The sequence below is a fragment of the Rhizobium alarense genome, from assembly GCF_021555155.1.
Classification (GTDB): domain Bacteria; phylum Pseudomonadota; class Alphaproteobacteria; order Rhizobiales; family Rhizobiaceae; genus Rhizobium_D; species Rhizobium_D alarense.
This window is the reverse complement of sequence record NZ_JAKGBU010000005.1, coordinates 1-12,754: the sequence shown is the minus strand read 5'-3', so window position 1 is coordinate 12,754 and position 12,754 is coordinate 1. Positions and strand designations below refer to the sequence as shown.

At 58.1% G+C, this 12,754-nt stretch carries 13 protein-coding genes; 4 read left to right on the top strand and 9 right to left on the bottom strand.

Features of this window, described 5'->3' with window-relative positions:
* Positions 1 to 1,166 (bottom strand): N-6 DNA methylase (locus LXM94_RS02600; RefSeq protein WP_235769591.1); only part of this gene is annotated, 1,166 nt, incomplete at its 3' end.
* A 415-nt stretch (positions 1,167 to 1,581) separates the two neighbouring features.
* On the opposite strand from LXM94_RS02600, the gene LXM94_RS02595 reads away from it, so the two are divergent.
* Entirely contained in the window at positions 1,582 to 3,270 is a 1,689-nt protein-coding gene (locus LXM94_RS02595) for a flagellin N-terminal helical domain-containing protein (protein ID WP_329605580.1), read from the top strand.
* Positions 3,271 to 3,277: 7 nt separating this feature from the next.
* On the opposite strand, the gene LXM94_RS02590 is transcribed toward LXM94_RS02595, so the two are convergent.
* A complete protein-coding gene (locus LXM94_RS02590) occupies positions 3,278 to 3,850 on the bottom strand; it encodes a recombinase family protein (protein ID WP_235769590.1) in 573 nt (190 codons plus the stop codon).
* Positions 3,851 to 4,055: 205 nt separating this feature from the next.
* Between LXM94_RS02590 and LXM94_RS02585 the strand changes: the two genes are divergently transcribed.
* On the top strand, positions 4,056 to 4,745 hold the full coding sequence (locus LXM94_RS02585; RefSeq protein WP_235769589.1) for a response regulator transcription factor: 690 nt from the start codon (positions 4,056 to 4,058) through the stop codon (positions 4,743 to 4,745).
* Between the two features lie 22 nt (positions 4,746 to 4,767).
* On the opposite strand, the gene LXM94_RS02580 is transcribed toward LXM94_RS02585, so the two are convergent.
* The 5 genes from LXM94_RS02580 to LXM94_RS02560 form a co-directional block, all read right to left on the bottom strand.
* A complete protein-coding gene (locus LXM94_RS02580; protein ID WP_235769588.1) occupies positions 4,768 to 5,103 on the bottom strand; it encodes a hypothetical protein in 336 nt (111 codons plus the stop codon).
* A 6-nt stretch (positions 5,104 to 5,109) separates the two neighbouring features.
* Positions 5,110 to 5,709: a hypothetical protein gene (locus LXM94_RS02575; protein WP_235769587.1), complete on the bottom strand. Its 600-nt coding sequence runs from the start codon at positions 5,707 to 5,709 to the stop codon at positions 5,110 to 5,112.
* A 307-nt stretch (positions 5,710 to 6,016) separates the two neighbouring features.
* Complete coding sequence (locus tag LXM94_RS02570) at positions 6,017 to 6,844, bottom strand: hypothetical protein (protein WP_235769586.1); 828 nt, start codon at positions 6,842 to 6,844, stop codon at positions 6,017 to 6,019.
* A 27-nt stretch (positions 6,845 to 6,871) separates the two neighbouring features.
* The gene (locus LXM94_RS02565) at positions 6,872 to 7,492 is read right to left on the bottom strand and encodes a hypothetical protein (protein ID WP_235769585.1); all 621 of its coding nucleotides are present in this window, start codon (positions 7,490 to 7,492) and stop codon (positions 6,872 to 6,874) included.
* Positions 7,493 to 7,563: 71 nt separating this feature from the next.
* Complete coding sequence (locus tag LXM94_RS02560) at positions 7,564 to 8,358, bottom strand: TIGR04255 family protein (RefSeq protein WP_235769584.1); 795 nt, start codon at positions 8,356 to 8,358, stop codon at positions 7,564 to 7,566.
* A gap of 142 nt (positions 8,359 to 8,500) precedes the next feature.
* On the opposite strand from LXM94_RS02560, the gene LXM94_RS02555 reads away from it, so the two are divergent.
* Positions 8,501 to 9,199, top strand: a complete 699-nt coding sequence (locus LXM94_RS02555) for a hypothetical protein (RefSeq protein ID WP_235769583.1) — start codon at positions 8,501 to 8,503, stop codon at positions 9,197 to 9,199.
* Positions 9,200 to 9,208: 9 nt separating this feature from the next.
* On the opposite strand, the gene LXM94_RS02550 is transcribed toward LXM94_RS02555, so the two are convergent.
* The gene (locus LXM94_RS02550) at positions 9,209 to 11,110 is read right to left on the bottom strand and encodes an AAA family ATPase (protein WP_235769582.1); all 1,902 of its coding nucleotides are present in this window, start codon (positions 11,108 to 11,110) and stop codon (positions 9,209 to 9,211) included.
* 52 nt (positions 11,111 to 11,162) lie between these two features.
* The gene (locus LXM94_RS02545; protein ID WP_235769581.1) at positions 11,163 to 11,897 is read right to left on the bottom strand and encodes a hypothetical protein; all 735 of its coding nucleotides are present in this window, start codon (positions 11,895 to 11,897) and stop codon (positions 11,163 to 11,165) included.
* Positions 11,898 to 12,321: 424 nt separating this feature from the next.
* On the opposite strand from LXM94_RS02545, the gene LXM94_RS02540 reads away from it, so the two are divergent.
* A complete protein-coding gene (locus tag LXM94_RS02540; protein WP_235769580.1) occupies positions 12,322 to 12,612 on the top strand; it encodes a hypothetical protein in 291 nt (96 codons plus the stop codon).
* The last annotated feature ends 142 nt before the right edge of the window (positions 12,613 to 12,754 follow it).

Sequence of the window (12,754 nt, the reverse complement as noted above, 5' to 3'; positions counted from 1 at the left end):
TCGACTCCGTCACCTTTGCGGTTCTGCGGTACGCATTCCTTGCCTGGCCTCACGTTCTTCGCCCAAATCAGAGGAAACGCTTGGGGATCCGAGGACTCGCAGAACTTATCCTGCGAACGATTCCAGACAAAATATCCGGCCTTGGCAGAAGCACCATAGGCGGCAATCGTGCAGCCACCTCTTTCCTTTATCGAATCCCAGGGAGCAAGCCATGGAGAAGACATGTTGGACGGCAGCGGCCCTGCTGGGACTGGTCGGGCCATGCCTCCGGCGGTGAAGGACGGGAACTTGACCGGGGCACTCGACCTGTGTGCAGAGCCCTTTCTTACCAGAAGCACGCTTATGTCCTGTGTCACGTCGGCAAACACGTCCTCACGGTTGGTTACCGTACCCAGAGCAAGGATTTGGCCTTGGCTAGCGATGAAAGATCGCATTCGATCGTAGAGCGGGCCACCTCGGAAGCTCGATGGCATGACGAGCGCGACGAGCCCCCCTGGCTTGGCAACCCGGAAACATAACTCGGTAAAGACAGCGTATTTGTTGATGTGACCGCTATGGGCCACTTTCATCCAGTGATCGTCACTTAAATCCTTCGGCGTTATCCTGCCATATGGGGGATTAGCGATCACAAGGTCATAAGATGCCGGAAACTCCGTGCGCAGGCTATCCCTAGTGGTGACGATCTGCCGCTTCCTCAATCCACCAAGCTGTTCAGCGACTAAGGATTCGGACATCTCCGCAAGGCAATGATCGATCTCGACTCCGTTGAGCCTGTACGCAATATTGATCGGATCGATGTCTTCGGCACGCATCCTTTCGGCGATCAGGGAGAGGAATGCCGCTCCCCCTGCTGCAGGATCAAGGACGTCGTGTCGGCGAAGATCGAATCCTTGTTCGATCGATAGATCTATAACCGCCTCTGCCAGATCGGGGGGCGTAAAATAGGCCGCCTGGGTGCGACGGGCCTCCGGCGAGATCATAAGCGTGTAGAGCGTCCCGATCCAGTAGTTGCGCTCGCTGGCCTTTAGCGTTGCCAGCCGCGCCCGAAGATCTTCAACCGCTTTGATGTCGTATGGCTTTAGATCGAGGCAGACTTGGCCCAGATCACTGCCTTCTGGAAGTACGCCGGATAGCGCACGCGCAGCCATCCGCGCCACCGCGAGCATCGGCGGCTCACTTTGCCCTCTCCCACTCAATTCCCCAACCTCACCAGTCATTCAATAAGATTGGCCGCCGGCGACATCGGGTGCAATGCCTCCTAAAAGGCAAATTGGTCACGCATCAAACAAAACAAAGTCCAGCAGCCAAAAGTAACAGGGCAACAGTATTTTCAATTTATAAGAGATGTCAAAGGTTGAAGCACTCACCCGCCCGTTCACATGTTTCAAAATTGAATTAGTCCTCTCGGACACCTCGAGAAACAAATCCAGCACGGCTGCGCTAGCTTTCAATCAGGGTAATTTCCCCCTGCCGTTTTGCCGCCTTCGTTAACGCCGTCCGAACATAGTTTGACAGCGGAGTTACCGCGCACGGGTTCATGACGATGCCGATTTAAACCGATCCATTTTCAGCGGCATCATCATGACGAGTATCCTGACAAACACATCGGCGGCGATGGCGCTGGCCACGTTGCGAACGATTAACGGCCAGTTGGACCGGAACCAGGCCATGGTTTCGTCCGGGTACAGGATCAGCACTGCCGTCGACAATGCAGCGTACTGGTCCATTTCGACAACCATGCGGTCGGATGCCAGTGCGATGTCGGCGGCCCAGGACGCGATGACCTTCGGAGCGGCGAAGATCGACACGGCCTATGCCGGCATCGAGGCCACCATCGAAGTGGTCGACGCGTTCAAGTCCAGGATCGTCGCAGCCATGGAATCCGGAGTCGACAGGACGAAAATCCAGGGCGAACTGGAGCAGCTCAAGCAGCAGGCGACGTCGATCGCGACATCTGCGAGCTTCAGCGGCCAGAACTGGCTCAACACCAACATTGCCAACATCTACGACCAGTCGGACAGCAGCACTACCCTCACGACTGGCTTCGTCCGGAACGGCTCCTCCGTGAGCGTCAGCACGAGCGAGGTCGATCTCGCGGCCATCGCGCTTTTCAACACCACCGGAGGCGGCATCCTCCAGAAGGACGACCGCAGCCCCGGAACGATCGGCGGCCTGCGCAACACCGACACCTTCACCTATGGCGGCGGAGCAATCCAGAGCTTCAACTTCGACGGCCCACTCGTCTTCACCGACGACTCGACCGCGATCACCTTCCAAATGGTCCTCGATGCCGACGACCCGTCCAACACGACTTCCCCCGGCGGCGGAACCACCGTGAGCGTGACGCTCAACCGGACCCTCATGGATCAGGTCTATCCGACCCTGAACGGCGTGATCTTCTCTCGCGACCAGTTCGCATGGCTCGTCCGCGAGGCGATCATCCCCCTGGGGGCGCAGTTCGCCAGCCGAAGCGGCACAACCGACGGATACGCCCTCCTGTCCCTCGAGACCTCCGGCCTGACAGGATCATCGATCCAGGTACTCAATGTCTCCTCGACGCTGGCGGACGGGAAGACCGGCGGCCTTGCGGCGACCGGAACGAACTATGGCTCGCGCCCATCGGTCGTGAGTTACTGGGACGAACCGTTCAACGTCCACAGCACCGCGCAGCTCTATGTGCCCATCAGGATCAACGGCACGACGACGACACTGGAGATCACCCGCGACACAGTCGACCAGGCTCTGGGAACGACGACGGGCGACGTGACCTCGGCCGACGACCTCGTGACCGTCCTCAACGCTGCGATGCAGGCGCAGAATGTCGGCGTGACGGTGACGAATGCAGGAGGCTACATTCTCTACGAGGCGGACGAGACCATTAACAAGGCATCGGGAAGCAAGACCTCGATCGGCATCGGCCCTGCCTATGACGGCTTTGGCGGCCTGCCCAACTTCGGCCTCCTCGACGTCGACATCACGACGCCCGGCGCAAACCTCGATTACTATCTCACGGGGATCGAGGCGATGCTCACGAAGCTCACGGGAGCCGGCTCCGTCCTCGGATCGCTCGAGAAGCGAAACTCCATTCAGGCTGATTTCCTCGACAACCTGATGGACTCGATCGACAGGGGCGTATCCCGGCTCATCGACGCCGACATGGAGGAGGTCTCGACGCGCATGAATGCCCTGCAAACGCAACAGCAACTCGCCATCCAGAGCCTTCAGATTGCCAACTCCCAGCCGCAGGCTCTTCTCAGTCTGTTCCGGTAGAGCCGCTTCAGGAGGCTTGCGCCAGTTCCAGACGCTCAATCCCTCGGACGACGGTCCTGGGATGGACATTGTATCGACGGGCAACATCCTGGACTGATGATCCTGAATCGATCGCCGCACGGATTTCAAAACATTGCGTTTCGGTCAGCGCTGGTCGCCTTCCGGGGTACTTCCCGCGGGCCTTCGCTGCCTCGATACCCGCGATCGTCCTTTCGCGGATCAACGACTTCTCGAATTCGGCAAGCGCTGCGAGGATGTGAAAGATCAGCTTCCCGCCCGCCGACGACGTGTCGATGTTCTCCGTCAGGGAAAGAAAGCCGATGCCACGCCGCCGCAATTTCTCGATCACGGTAATCAGGTGCCGGATCGACCTGCCCAGACGATCCAGCCGCCAGACGACCAGCACATCGCCTTTCCGAAGCGCCTTCATGGTTGAGGACAGTCCGAATCTCGCGTCCTGGGTTCCGGATACACCATGATCCTCGAAGACCTTCACGCAGCCCGCTTTCAGGAGGGCATTTCTCTGCAAATCCAGATGCTGGTCCGCCGTCGACACCCTCGCATATCCAATCCTCGCCATGAATCCTTCCAAATCCATCCTGCGTCCCCGGACTGCCTTGACAGAAACGAACGGATTCGCGGTACTGGCGGACAGGGGTGCAGGAAAAGCATTATAGGCAACATTCACAGAGGCTTATGCATGGAACAAAAGAACTCCATGCGTCGTGACAAAACCGTTGGTTTCTGTCCCTTCATGCTGATCGTGTTGCCACCGGATGCCGACGATGAAGCGGCCGGCAACCTTCAAGCAGATTTCCCGGCTTCTCATGGATTCGTGGATTTCCAGCCCCGATGGGCTTGCCGATCCGGAAAGTCTCTATGGCCCCTTCCGCGGAATGCTGCGGGCGAACATGATCCTGCTCGTGATCAATATCCAGTCGGGGAAACCCGAAGAATTCCATCTCGATTTCATCAAGGGCTACGACCTGCCGACTGGATTTGCCAGCCTGCACCTCTTGCAACGTCGAGGCTCATTATCCGACTTCCCGGACCAGCACTACCTGCAGGGAATCGTGGTTCCGGCCTATGCCGACGCCGCCAAACGACAGCGCCCGGCGATGAGGTGCATCGTGACGAGGATCCTCGACATGCACGTGGCCTATGACCGGATCATTCTGCCGCAGAAGAATTCGGCTGGCCTGAGTTCATGGTGCATCGGGCTACTCGACATACGCTTCCTGCTGCCGACAGGGCCACGAACCGACGGCCTGGACGATGCCGACCTTGCGATCCTGCAACTGCTGGCGGAAGGAGCATCGACACGCGAAGTCGCCACCGCGGCCAATCTATCGGCGCGGACGATCGAGCACAGGATCGAGCGGTTAAAATCCCGGTTTCGCGCCAGGAACATCACCCAGCTCGTGGTGCTGGCGATTTCAGCGGGCATCGCCAGCCTTGGTGGGCAGGATTTCTGATTCCGCCCGCAAAGCATTCTGTTCAGGATGCACCAGGAATCCTGTCCCGATAGTCCTCGCACCATGAGAGCCTCCTGTATCCACCAATCCATCTGTCCAGAAACGACGCTTCGAAATAATCCGAGCAAACAACCTGAAAGCTATTCTCTTGGGCGGCTTTCTCTATACGGGCGACGCGCTCCTTTTCAAGTTCCAAACGCGACGTATGCGCCGACCATGAGGCCCACAGCGGCGCGCCTACAGTGCTGAGAATGATGAATGCGAGGATCACGGCGGATGCCAGAATGGAAATGCCCAGGAAGCCACCGAAGAGCGTGACGATGGCCCGATGTGCAGCGTTTCTGTCAAACTTCGCCATCTCCGTTCACACCGTCTTCAGTTCGCGGCCGGCGAATTTCTGGCCGACGCGAGAACGCTCAAGCTCTTTCCGCACAGCCAGGGAGTCCTTCCGAACGCTGGCCGGGTTGGAATGATGGATGGCGAGGAAATAGAACAGGAAACCTGGCACGATCAACACCAGCCAAGAGGCGAGTTTGGTGCCGAAGATGTAGCTGACTGGAAGTCCGACGAAAATCCATCCCAGTAGGTATGCAATGGGCAGGATGCCGATCGCGACCAGTCTCTGCTTGAGCACGTCTATCGTCCGGACAAGCGAGAAATAGTTGTTGCCACGGACTTCGCTCTCGGTGGCAACAATGTGGAATACCGATTTCTTCCATCCCTGGATTCGGCGGAAATAGAACGTGGCAGTGTTGCCGATCTCAATCTCCGCATCGATCTTTTCATTGGTAGTGACGCGCTCGAATTTCAGAAGTCCGCCATTTGCGTCTTCGATGACGATGGAGGCGAAATGCCACACGTCATCGATGTCATCCACGCCGTTGCGTCCGAGGAACGATCTGCCGTTGATCTCCCGCACCGTGCCGGTGACCTTGATGATGTTTGGATTATTCTGAAACGACATTGCTGTATCCCTGCCCGTTTTTCGGGAGACAATGTCGGTTTCGACTTAAAGGATTTCTCTGTTTCGTAGGGGGAAACTACCCGATTTTCGGCTGGGCAAGCAGATTTTCGGGCTTACGACCCAGGACAGCCCTTATTCATCGGTTCCGGGCGAAATATGGTGGGTAAATATCCGCGCCGTTTCGACAGAAGCCGACTGCGGCCCTGTGTTCCTCCGGGATCGCCTTCGCCCGCTCGAATTGCTCCTGAAGAACCTTCTCCCCAACAGGTGAGGACGACAGTCTAGCCTTAGAAAGCGTCGAGCAGGCCTAGTTGCTACCGTTGGACTTGACGTTCGAGATGAAGTCGAGATCCACAGAATGGCTTTCCCGGAACTGCCTCGCCGACATCTCGTCGAGCGTCATCACGGTGAAGAATTCATCCTCCTTGACGTACACCTCAGGCCAGTCGAACTTGGCGGAAAGGGCTTTAAACTCGTCCTGGATAGCCTTACGCGTGGTCTTCTTCTCTTTCTCGGGATCCACGACAGCATAGAACCCGATGGCGGATCCATGGCTCTCGAGATCAGGATTCCCGCGGACGCGGAACTCATCGATCGCTTTGTAGACGTCGCCGACGGGGCCGCCCGACTTGTGCTTCTCGCGTGCCCGGTCCCGGAGCTGCCTGAGAGGTCCGGTGCTGAGCCAGTCAGGGAAGGCGAAGCGGCCGAAACGCCGCTCAAGAGACTGCTGGAGCACGCTGCGGCACATGTCGCTGCTGAAGCCGTCCTTGCGCGGAAGATTGGCCAAGACCCTTTTGTGAATGCTGGCGGCCCGTCCTAGGTCGATGACGTGGTGATCCTGCTCCCGGAGCTCGAGAATGGCCGCCGCGGGTGTCACACCGTTGATGACATCCTTCAGGAGGCGGTCGTCGGCTTCGATAATCGGGCAGATCGTGACGTAGTCTTTGTTTCGCCCGCAGTTCACGATATCGCAGGTCTGTGTGACGACGACCCAGCCGACGGCAACATCGAAGCCGATTTCCACGTCCTCTTCGGTGGTGTCGGTGACAACGGGGAAATGCGCCCATTGGAGAGTGTAGTCGCCCTGCCTCCACGCGGAGAGCGCCGTCATTTCCTCGTCGGTGAGTCCTTCCACCGAGCCATCCGAATCCGCCATGCCGTATTACTTCAGCTTGAATCTCACCTTCTTGACGATCTTATTGGGAACGAAGGCCGCGCCATCGTCAACAGGATCTTCGATCTGAGCGGCAACTCGGTCGGTCCAGTGATCCTGTCTTCCGGAGGCCTTCTGGGGCTGCATCTTCGTCCAAGTCGAAGCCGGCCGGCCGGATCCCTTCCCGGCAAGCCTGCGGGCCACGGCGAACTCGCCATCCTTGATCACATTAAGAAGCGATCTGCCACCGAACTCGCGTTCGAGGAGCGCGACGGTCTCTGCATGACTGCCGCGGTCGACGTAGCTGATCGTCTCATGCAGCGCCGCCACCTGCCGGGCATTCTCCGGCTTGACCGCTTCGCCCTGGGTCCAGTTGTAGACCGTCTGCCGGGTGCACCCGAGCAGAACGCCGATCTTCTCCCACGAGAAGCCAGTGATCCGCTTGATGGTCGCAAGATACGCCGGCACATTCCGCTGTTCATCGGACACCGTAATGACATTCGCCCGCGGTGCGGTGCCGCTCTTCAGCAGCGTTCCGATCGTGGGCAGCTCTTTCAGCGTATCGGAACTTGACGTTGCTCGCTGCGTCAATCTCTCGATGACGTTGTCATCAACCAGGATGTATCCCAACGATCCTCCACGCGATGAGGAGCCGCGGGTCCAATCGTATGAACTACGCTTAACTCGCTGCAAGGCTGACATCAGGCACCCTTTCCAAATTTCTCAAGGAAGTGATCGTTCACGCACCACCTGAATAGGTTGTAAGCTCTGTTTGCGAGATCGTGGGTGATCGCACTTACTTTTTCTGGATCGTAATCCAGAAGATTTGATTCGTAACTAGAGAATGAATCCACGTCGAGGAACCACGAGGGATTGTTCACTGGTGGCATGATTTCGGGGTCATGGGATCCCTGACTTGGCAGATGTCCCCAGCGCGCGAGCACTGAACCTTCCTTTGAAGGTGCTTCGACTTCCGAAATCATGTGCCGGACGTTGCTGAGCCTGCTTGCGATCTCCACCATATGGGGTTCCAGCAATTCATTCACATCCAGTCCGTCTGTTGCCTCGACTTGATCGACATAACGGATCCCGATGCGGGAAACGTGGCTCGGCGCGATCGTTTCGCCCAGGTTCATAAGCAACTGCTTGAACCGCGATGCGAAGTCCGCTCCAGACTGATACTTGCGCGTCTCCAGCGACAAGAATGTTGGCGTGACAGAAACGCGCCACATGCTGGTGGCATCGATGAACCGCCACACGACCGATGGCGTCACGTTGATCCCGTTCGGCCCGATGGCGATGTTCTGCGTGGCTTCTTCAACAAACTGCGGATACGTCTTGCGGATGGCTTTCTGGAATCCGGAGATGAACTCCCTATCCGGATTAACGGTCACATCCGGGAAGCGCACTTGGGCAAGCACTTTAACAAGTGGCGCAGACTTCAGCGGGACATGTTCGATGAAGTCGCCAAACAGCGGATCAAAAGTCTTGGTCATGGCGGCTCCCTCTCTTCCGTGATTCCGATGTTATAGCGATGTAAAGTGACACGTAAAGTGGGATAATGTACGGCAAGAATCAATGTTCCGTTAAGGGACCGAGAAAGGCGTGGTTTCTCGAACTTCGAGGATGGGGGAGGCAGTGACGAAGATCGCAACTTGGGTCGACACGGCTACTGAGGAAGAGGCCCGCACGCTCGACCGCGGCATGTGGGAAATGGCTAGCAGTGAGCAAGCCGACGGAACTTTCGTGGCTCAGGCCGAAGGCCCGGCTCCCGAGAACGGAGAGTTTTGGTACGACGCGCTCAATCGGATCAAGGACGATGCAGATCAGCGCTACGCTATGGCACGACGTCACCTTCCGCTGCCCGCCGCCTGGAGAGAGATGGCCGTCGCGCTGCGGCTGAAGATTCGGAAGGCCCGCAAGGAGAAGGTGGGATACGAAGATCACCTTCGGGAGCTCCATCATCTGGCGTCGATGTCTAGCTACGCTGGGTATGGCTATATCCAACGCGTTCCATACGCGCGGCTTTCCACACTCAATCTCTCCTATGACCGCATTGGCTGTGATCGGCTTGAGCTCCTTGGCCCGACTGACAGGAAGTGGATGCGCGAACTATGGGGAGAGCCGAGAGATCATTCGACGGCGGCAGAACTTTACGGGGAGATGCTGGCCAATGACATAATGCGCGTCAAGGCCGAGGAGAAACAAGAACGCGATGAGCGGATGGAGAAATTATTCGGGAACCTTCATCGCGAGATCGAAGAGGAAAGGGCCGCCGCTTCTGAGCCCCCGCCGCCGAAGCGTCGAGGGATTTTAGGATGGTTGTTCGGACGTTAATTGAAGTCGCTAGGCGGACCATCGGGGCCTGTTCTCGTCCTCCCCGTCGAGCGCGTCCAACACCTCCTGCCCCGGGAGCTCCAGTCGCGAAGCCAGTTCATCGGTCAAGATCGAGCACGCCTTCCGATGCCGTGCGAGGATTTCTTTCGCGCGATCAAGTTGCTCTTGCAGAATGCAGTCGACCCGCACCAGCAACATAGGATCGAAATGCCCGAAGCCCTCGAAGTGTCGTCGGCGGAGGTCTCCGTAGGAGGCAAGCTTTTCGCCCATCCCATATGATCGCTCCAAGGCGATGGCCGTCTTCGTCGCCTCGAAGAGGTCGGATCCCTCGTTGCCTGCGACGCCATCATCGTGACCTCCCAGGAAGACTTCTTCCGCAGCCATGCCGGCCATCGTCATGGCAATCAGATCGAGATAGTGCTCCTTCGTCCTGCGAATCCATGTGCCTCGTCTGAAGCGCGCCTGACCCAGGGACTGCAGACTGCTATCGACCCTGATACGGCCGGCGATGGAAACTCTCACGAGATCCATGCCGAGGGCTACGCCGACGACTGCGTGCCCGATCTCATGGACCGCACTCGCCTTCAAGATGTTCGGAGGGATGTCCGCCATGAAGGGCAGATGAAGGATCACATCGGCCCTCGTGATCGGTCCGCGCCGCCGCCGTGCTGACCTGCGGGCGTTGCGTACGATCTTCTGGATCTCGGCTCCAGATAGACCCGCAGTCGCCGCCGCAAAGTCACGATAGTCCTCGACACCAAGGCTCTCGAGCAGATGCATTCTGAAGATGGCCTCGCGGGAGTGCTGATCCGGGAGCGAAATCACTACATGACGGTCGAGTCGTCCCGCTCGCAGGATGGCGGCGTCGACCATCTTGGGATGGTTGCAGGCAGCAACGACGATTACGCCCTCCCTACCCTCGATGCCGTCGAGTTGCTCCAGGAGGCCATTGATTGCCTTGATGTCGTAGGAAGCATTGCTGCCCTGAGCATCATCCCGAGATCCGAATGCGTCGATCTCGTCGATGAACAGGATTGCCGGCGCGGCATCTCTAGCTTCCTTGAAGCTCTTCTGCATCGCCTTCAGGAAGTCGTTGAGATATCCCCTTGCCTGCCACTTGGCATACGAGGTTGCGATAAGCTTTACATGGCATGAGGCGGCGAGCGCGCGCGCGAACATTGTCTTCCCCGTCCCCGGCGGGCCGGACAGAAGCACTCCCTTGTCGACATCCTCCCACGAGATCGTACCCGCGCGCCAGTCGGCGAGATCGCGCGCAAGCTCAAGGCCCCACTCCTTGGCTTCGCCGTAGCCCTCCATGTCTTCGAGACGGATATCCGAGAGCGCTTCGGGATCTTTCGCCTGCTTCGGTGCTGACGGCTCCTCCTGCGCCATCTTTTCGAGGACTGCGAACACGCGCGAGATTGGCCGGCCGCGTGTCATCGCGAGCTTTAGGCGTTTCCAGTTGGATTTTGCGAGGGACTCCGCCTGCTGCTCGGTGACCCCGATGCCGTATGCCCACCGAACCACGCCGCGCACCAAGCGACTATCGGGAGGCGGAACCTGTACGATTGCATCGAGAGCGTGTCGGAGATCTGAAGGGATCGCTTCCGACGACTTGAAAAGGATGATCGTCTTCGTGTTCTGGAGCATGTCCATCACGGACTCGATCGAGGATTCAGTCTTCTCGTCATCGAAAGCCTTAACCTGATCCCGGAAGCGGAAATCCAGTTCCCGGTCGATCACCACGAGCGCCGCCCGCATGTAGGTGACCCTCCGATCCCAGTCGGGAACGATGAGTCCGATGGCATACCGCGTGGCACGCTTGAATGGCCGCATTGCACCGCTGATGGATGCATACGCAAGGAATTCGGGCAGCGAGAAGTCGTGCCCGTCGCGAGAGATGTTTTTCATTGGAGTGTTCCAGGATTAGAAATGACGATTGCTGGCGTTTGATTGCGTCACGTCATCCCCGTATCCGGCGAACCTGCGTTTCCGGGCTGATCAGGGCTTCGTCGAGATCGATCTCCAGGAATCCTTGGAGAATGAGCGAGGCCAATGTCGGCATCGGCCGCCCTTCCTGGATCGCCGAGAGGCATTCCGCGATAGTGAGCGATCCCATTTCCTTGAGGCCGGCCAGCAGACGAATCCTGTCGCCAAGCGGCGCTCTATAGAAGCCGTAGCGGAGAAGGTCCTTCGCGTTCCGCAGGCGGAAGCTGCCGGCGAAGTCGATCATAGCCACGGGGCGGTAGCGATACCCCATGGATTCGATTGCACTCGATAGCCAGACCGGCGACGAAGGCTCCTCCTGGCCGACGTCGATCAGGAAGGATCCGCCCTCCCCGGTCAGCACGAGGAAGTCGAGCTGATATTCGTCATCAGCATTCCGAAGCAGCGGCGGCGTCGTGTTCCATCGGGCGACATCAGGATCAAGATCAAGCAGGCAGGCGAAGTCCCTCGCCTGCTGGGATCGGAACTTGGCGGGGCCATCGCACTTGATGGTCGCCAGCGGGGTATAGGTCGGAGAGAGCGTGACCTTGTGCGGGACAGCATCGTCCCTCCGGTCATTCGAGACACTCTTCATGGCATCCCTCGGAAACAAAACGCAGTACGGGTGGCACCGGACATAGCCGGAGTGCGTCAGCGTATTCGTATCGAGTGGCGCGCGAACGTGTTCATGGCGGGAACGAATAAAGAACATCGAGGAAGGCGTCAAGGCCCCGGTGAATTACAGCCCATGTCGAGCCCGGATCTGTTCCCATTCGGATGTCAGTTGACGGTTGTGCTTGTGACATCCGAGACTGCTAGCAGAGTAGCCATCTGGGTCGAGATCGCGTGAACCGCTGGGCGCTTGATAGTAAATTGCCACGCCCGTGCTTTCGCACGCGCGAACACGTCTGGCCCGGTGCCCCCCGAAGAAAACCGCTGCAGATTTTCCAGTAGATCGCGAATCCAGCGGGAAGATGGCCATCAATCCTGATGGCGAACGTGACTTCTCGTAGGTGGTCAGCCTCTTGCGACAGAGGCAAGATCCTCTGCACAATACCAGTACGGCCCCGTCGATTGCATTCCGGCGGACGCGCTGCTTTGGCACAAGGTGCTGCCGGGATGACGGAGGAAACAAGATGCATATTCACAAACATCCGGAACAAAGGATGTGGGATAGGATCGAGGCCAATGCCATTCGCGACACGAGAAGGCTGTGTGCGGCTATCTTCAGGACATTGGAAGAATTCAAGGCGCAATTGCCTTCAGAATATCAACTTGGCTTTCTCTTTATCGCGATAAAGGAATTCACGTGGTCGGACGTTCACCGAATGCGAGCCAATTTGGAAGCGGCAGAGAACGCCGGCGACGTATTTAAGGGTACCGCGTTGGAAGCCTGCTGCCTGGCATCGGCTAGCATCGAGTCCTAGAGCGAACTTCAACATACCGATGTGGACCGATGGCTTAGTCACGTAAATATCCGACTTGCGGAGGTGACGGGCGTGGCATCCGTGAACACGTGGCCGATACCTTTCAGCTCTCTACCTGTCGGCGCGGTTGCGTGTCCAATCG

What these genes read in the sequence shown, in the direction of transcription:
- LXM94_RS02560 (WP_235769584.1), bottom strand. Translation starts at nt 8,358, where the DNA reads ATGACCAAGACTTTTGATCCGCTGTTTGGCGACTTCATCGAACATGTC.
- LXM94_RS02575 (WP_235769587.1), bottom strand. Translation starts at nt 5,709, where the DNA reads ATGTCGTTTCAGAATAATCCAAACATCATCAAGGTCACCGGCACGGTG.
- LXM94_RS02590 (WP_235769590.1), bottom strand. Translation starts at nt 3,850, where the DNA reads ATGGCGAGGATTGGATATGCGAGGGTGTCGACGGCGGACCAGCATCTG.
- LXM94_RS02585 (WP_235769589.1), top strand. Translation starts at nt 4,056, where the DNA reads ATGAAGCGGCCGGCAACCTTCAAGCAGATTTCCCGGCTTCTCATGGAT.
- LXM94_RS02540 (WP_235769580.1), top strand. Translation starts at nt 12,322, where the DNA reads ATGCATATTCACAAACATCCGGAACAAAGGATGTGGGATAGGATCGAG.
- LXM94_RS02580 (WP_235769588.1), bottom strand. Translation starts at nt 5,103, where the DNA reads ATGGCGAAGTTTGACAGAAACGCTGCACATCGGGCCATCGTCACGCTC.
- LXM94_RS02550 (WP_235769582.1), bottom strand. Translation starts at nt 11,110, where the DNA reads ATGAAAAACATCTCTCGCGACGGGCACGACTTCTCGCTGCCCGAATTC.
- LXM94_RS02545 (WP_235769581.1), bottom strand. Translation starts at nt 11,897, where the DNA reads ATGTTCTTTATTCGTTCCCGCCATGAACACGTTCGCGCGCCACTCGAT.
- LXM94_RS02595 (WP_329605580.1), top strand. Translation starts at nt 1,582, where the DNA reads ATGACGAGTATCCTGACAAACACATCGGCGGCGATGGCGCTGGCCACG.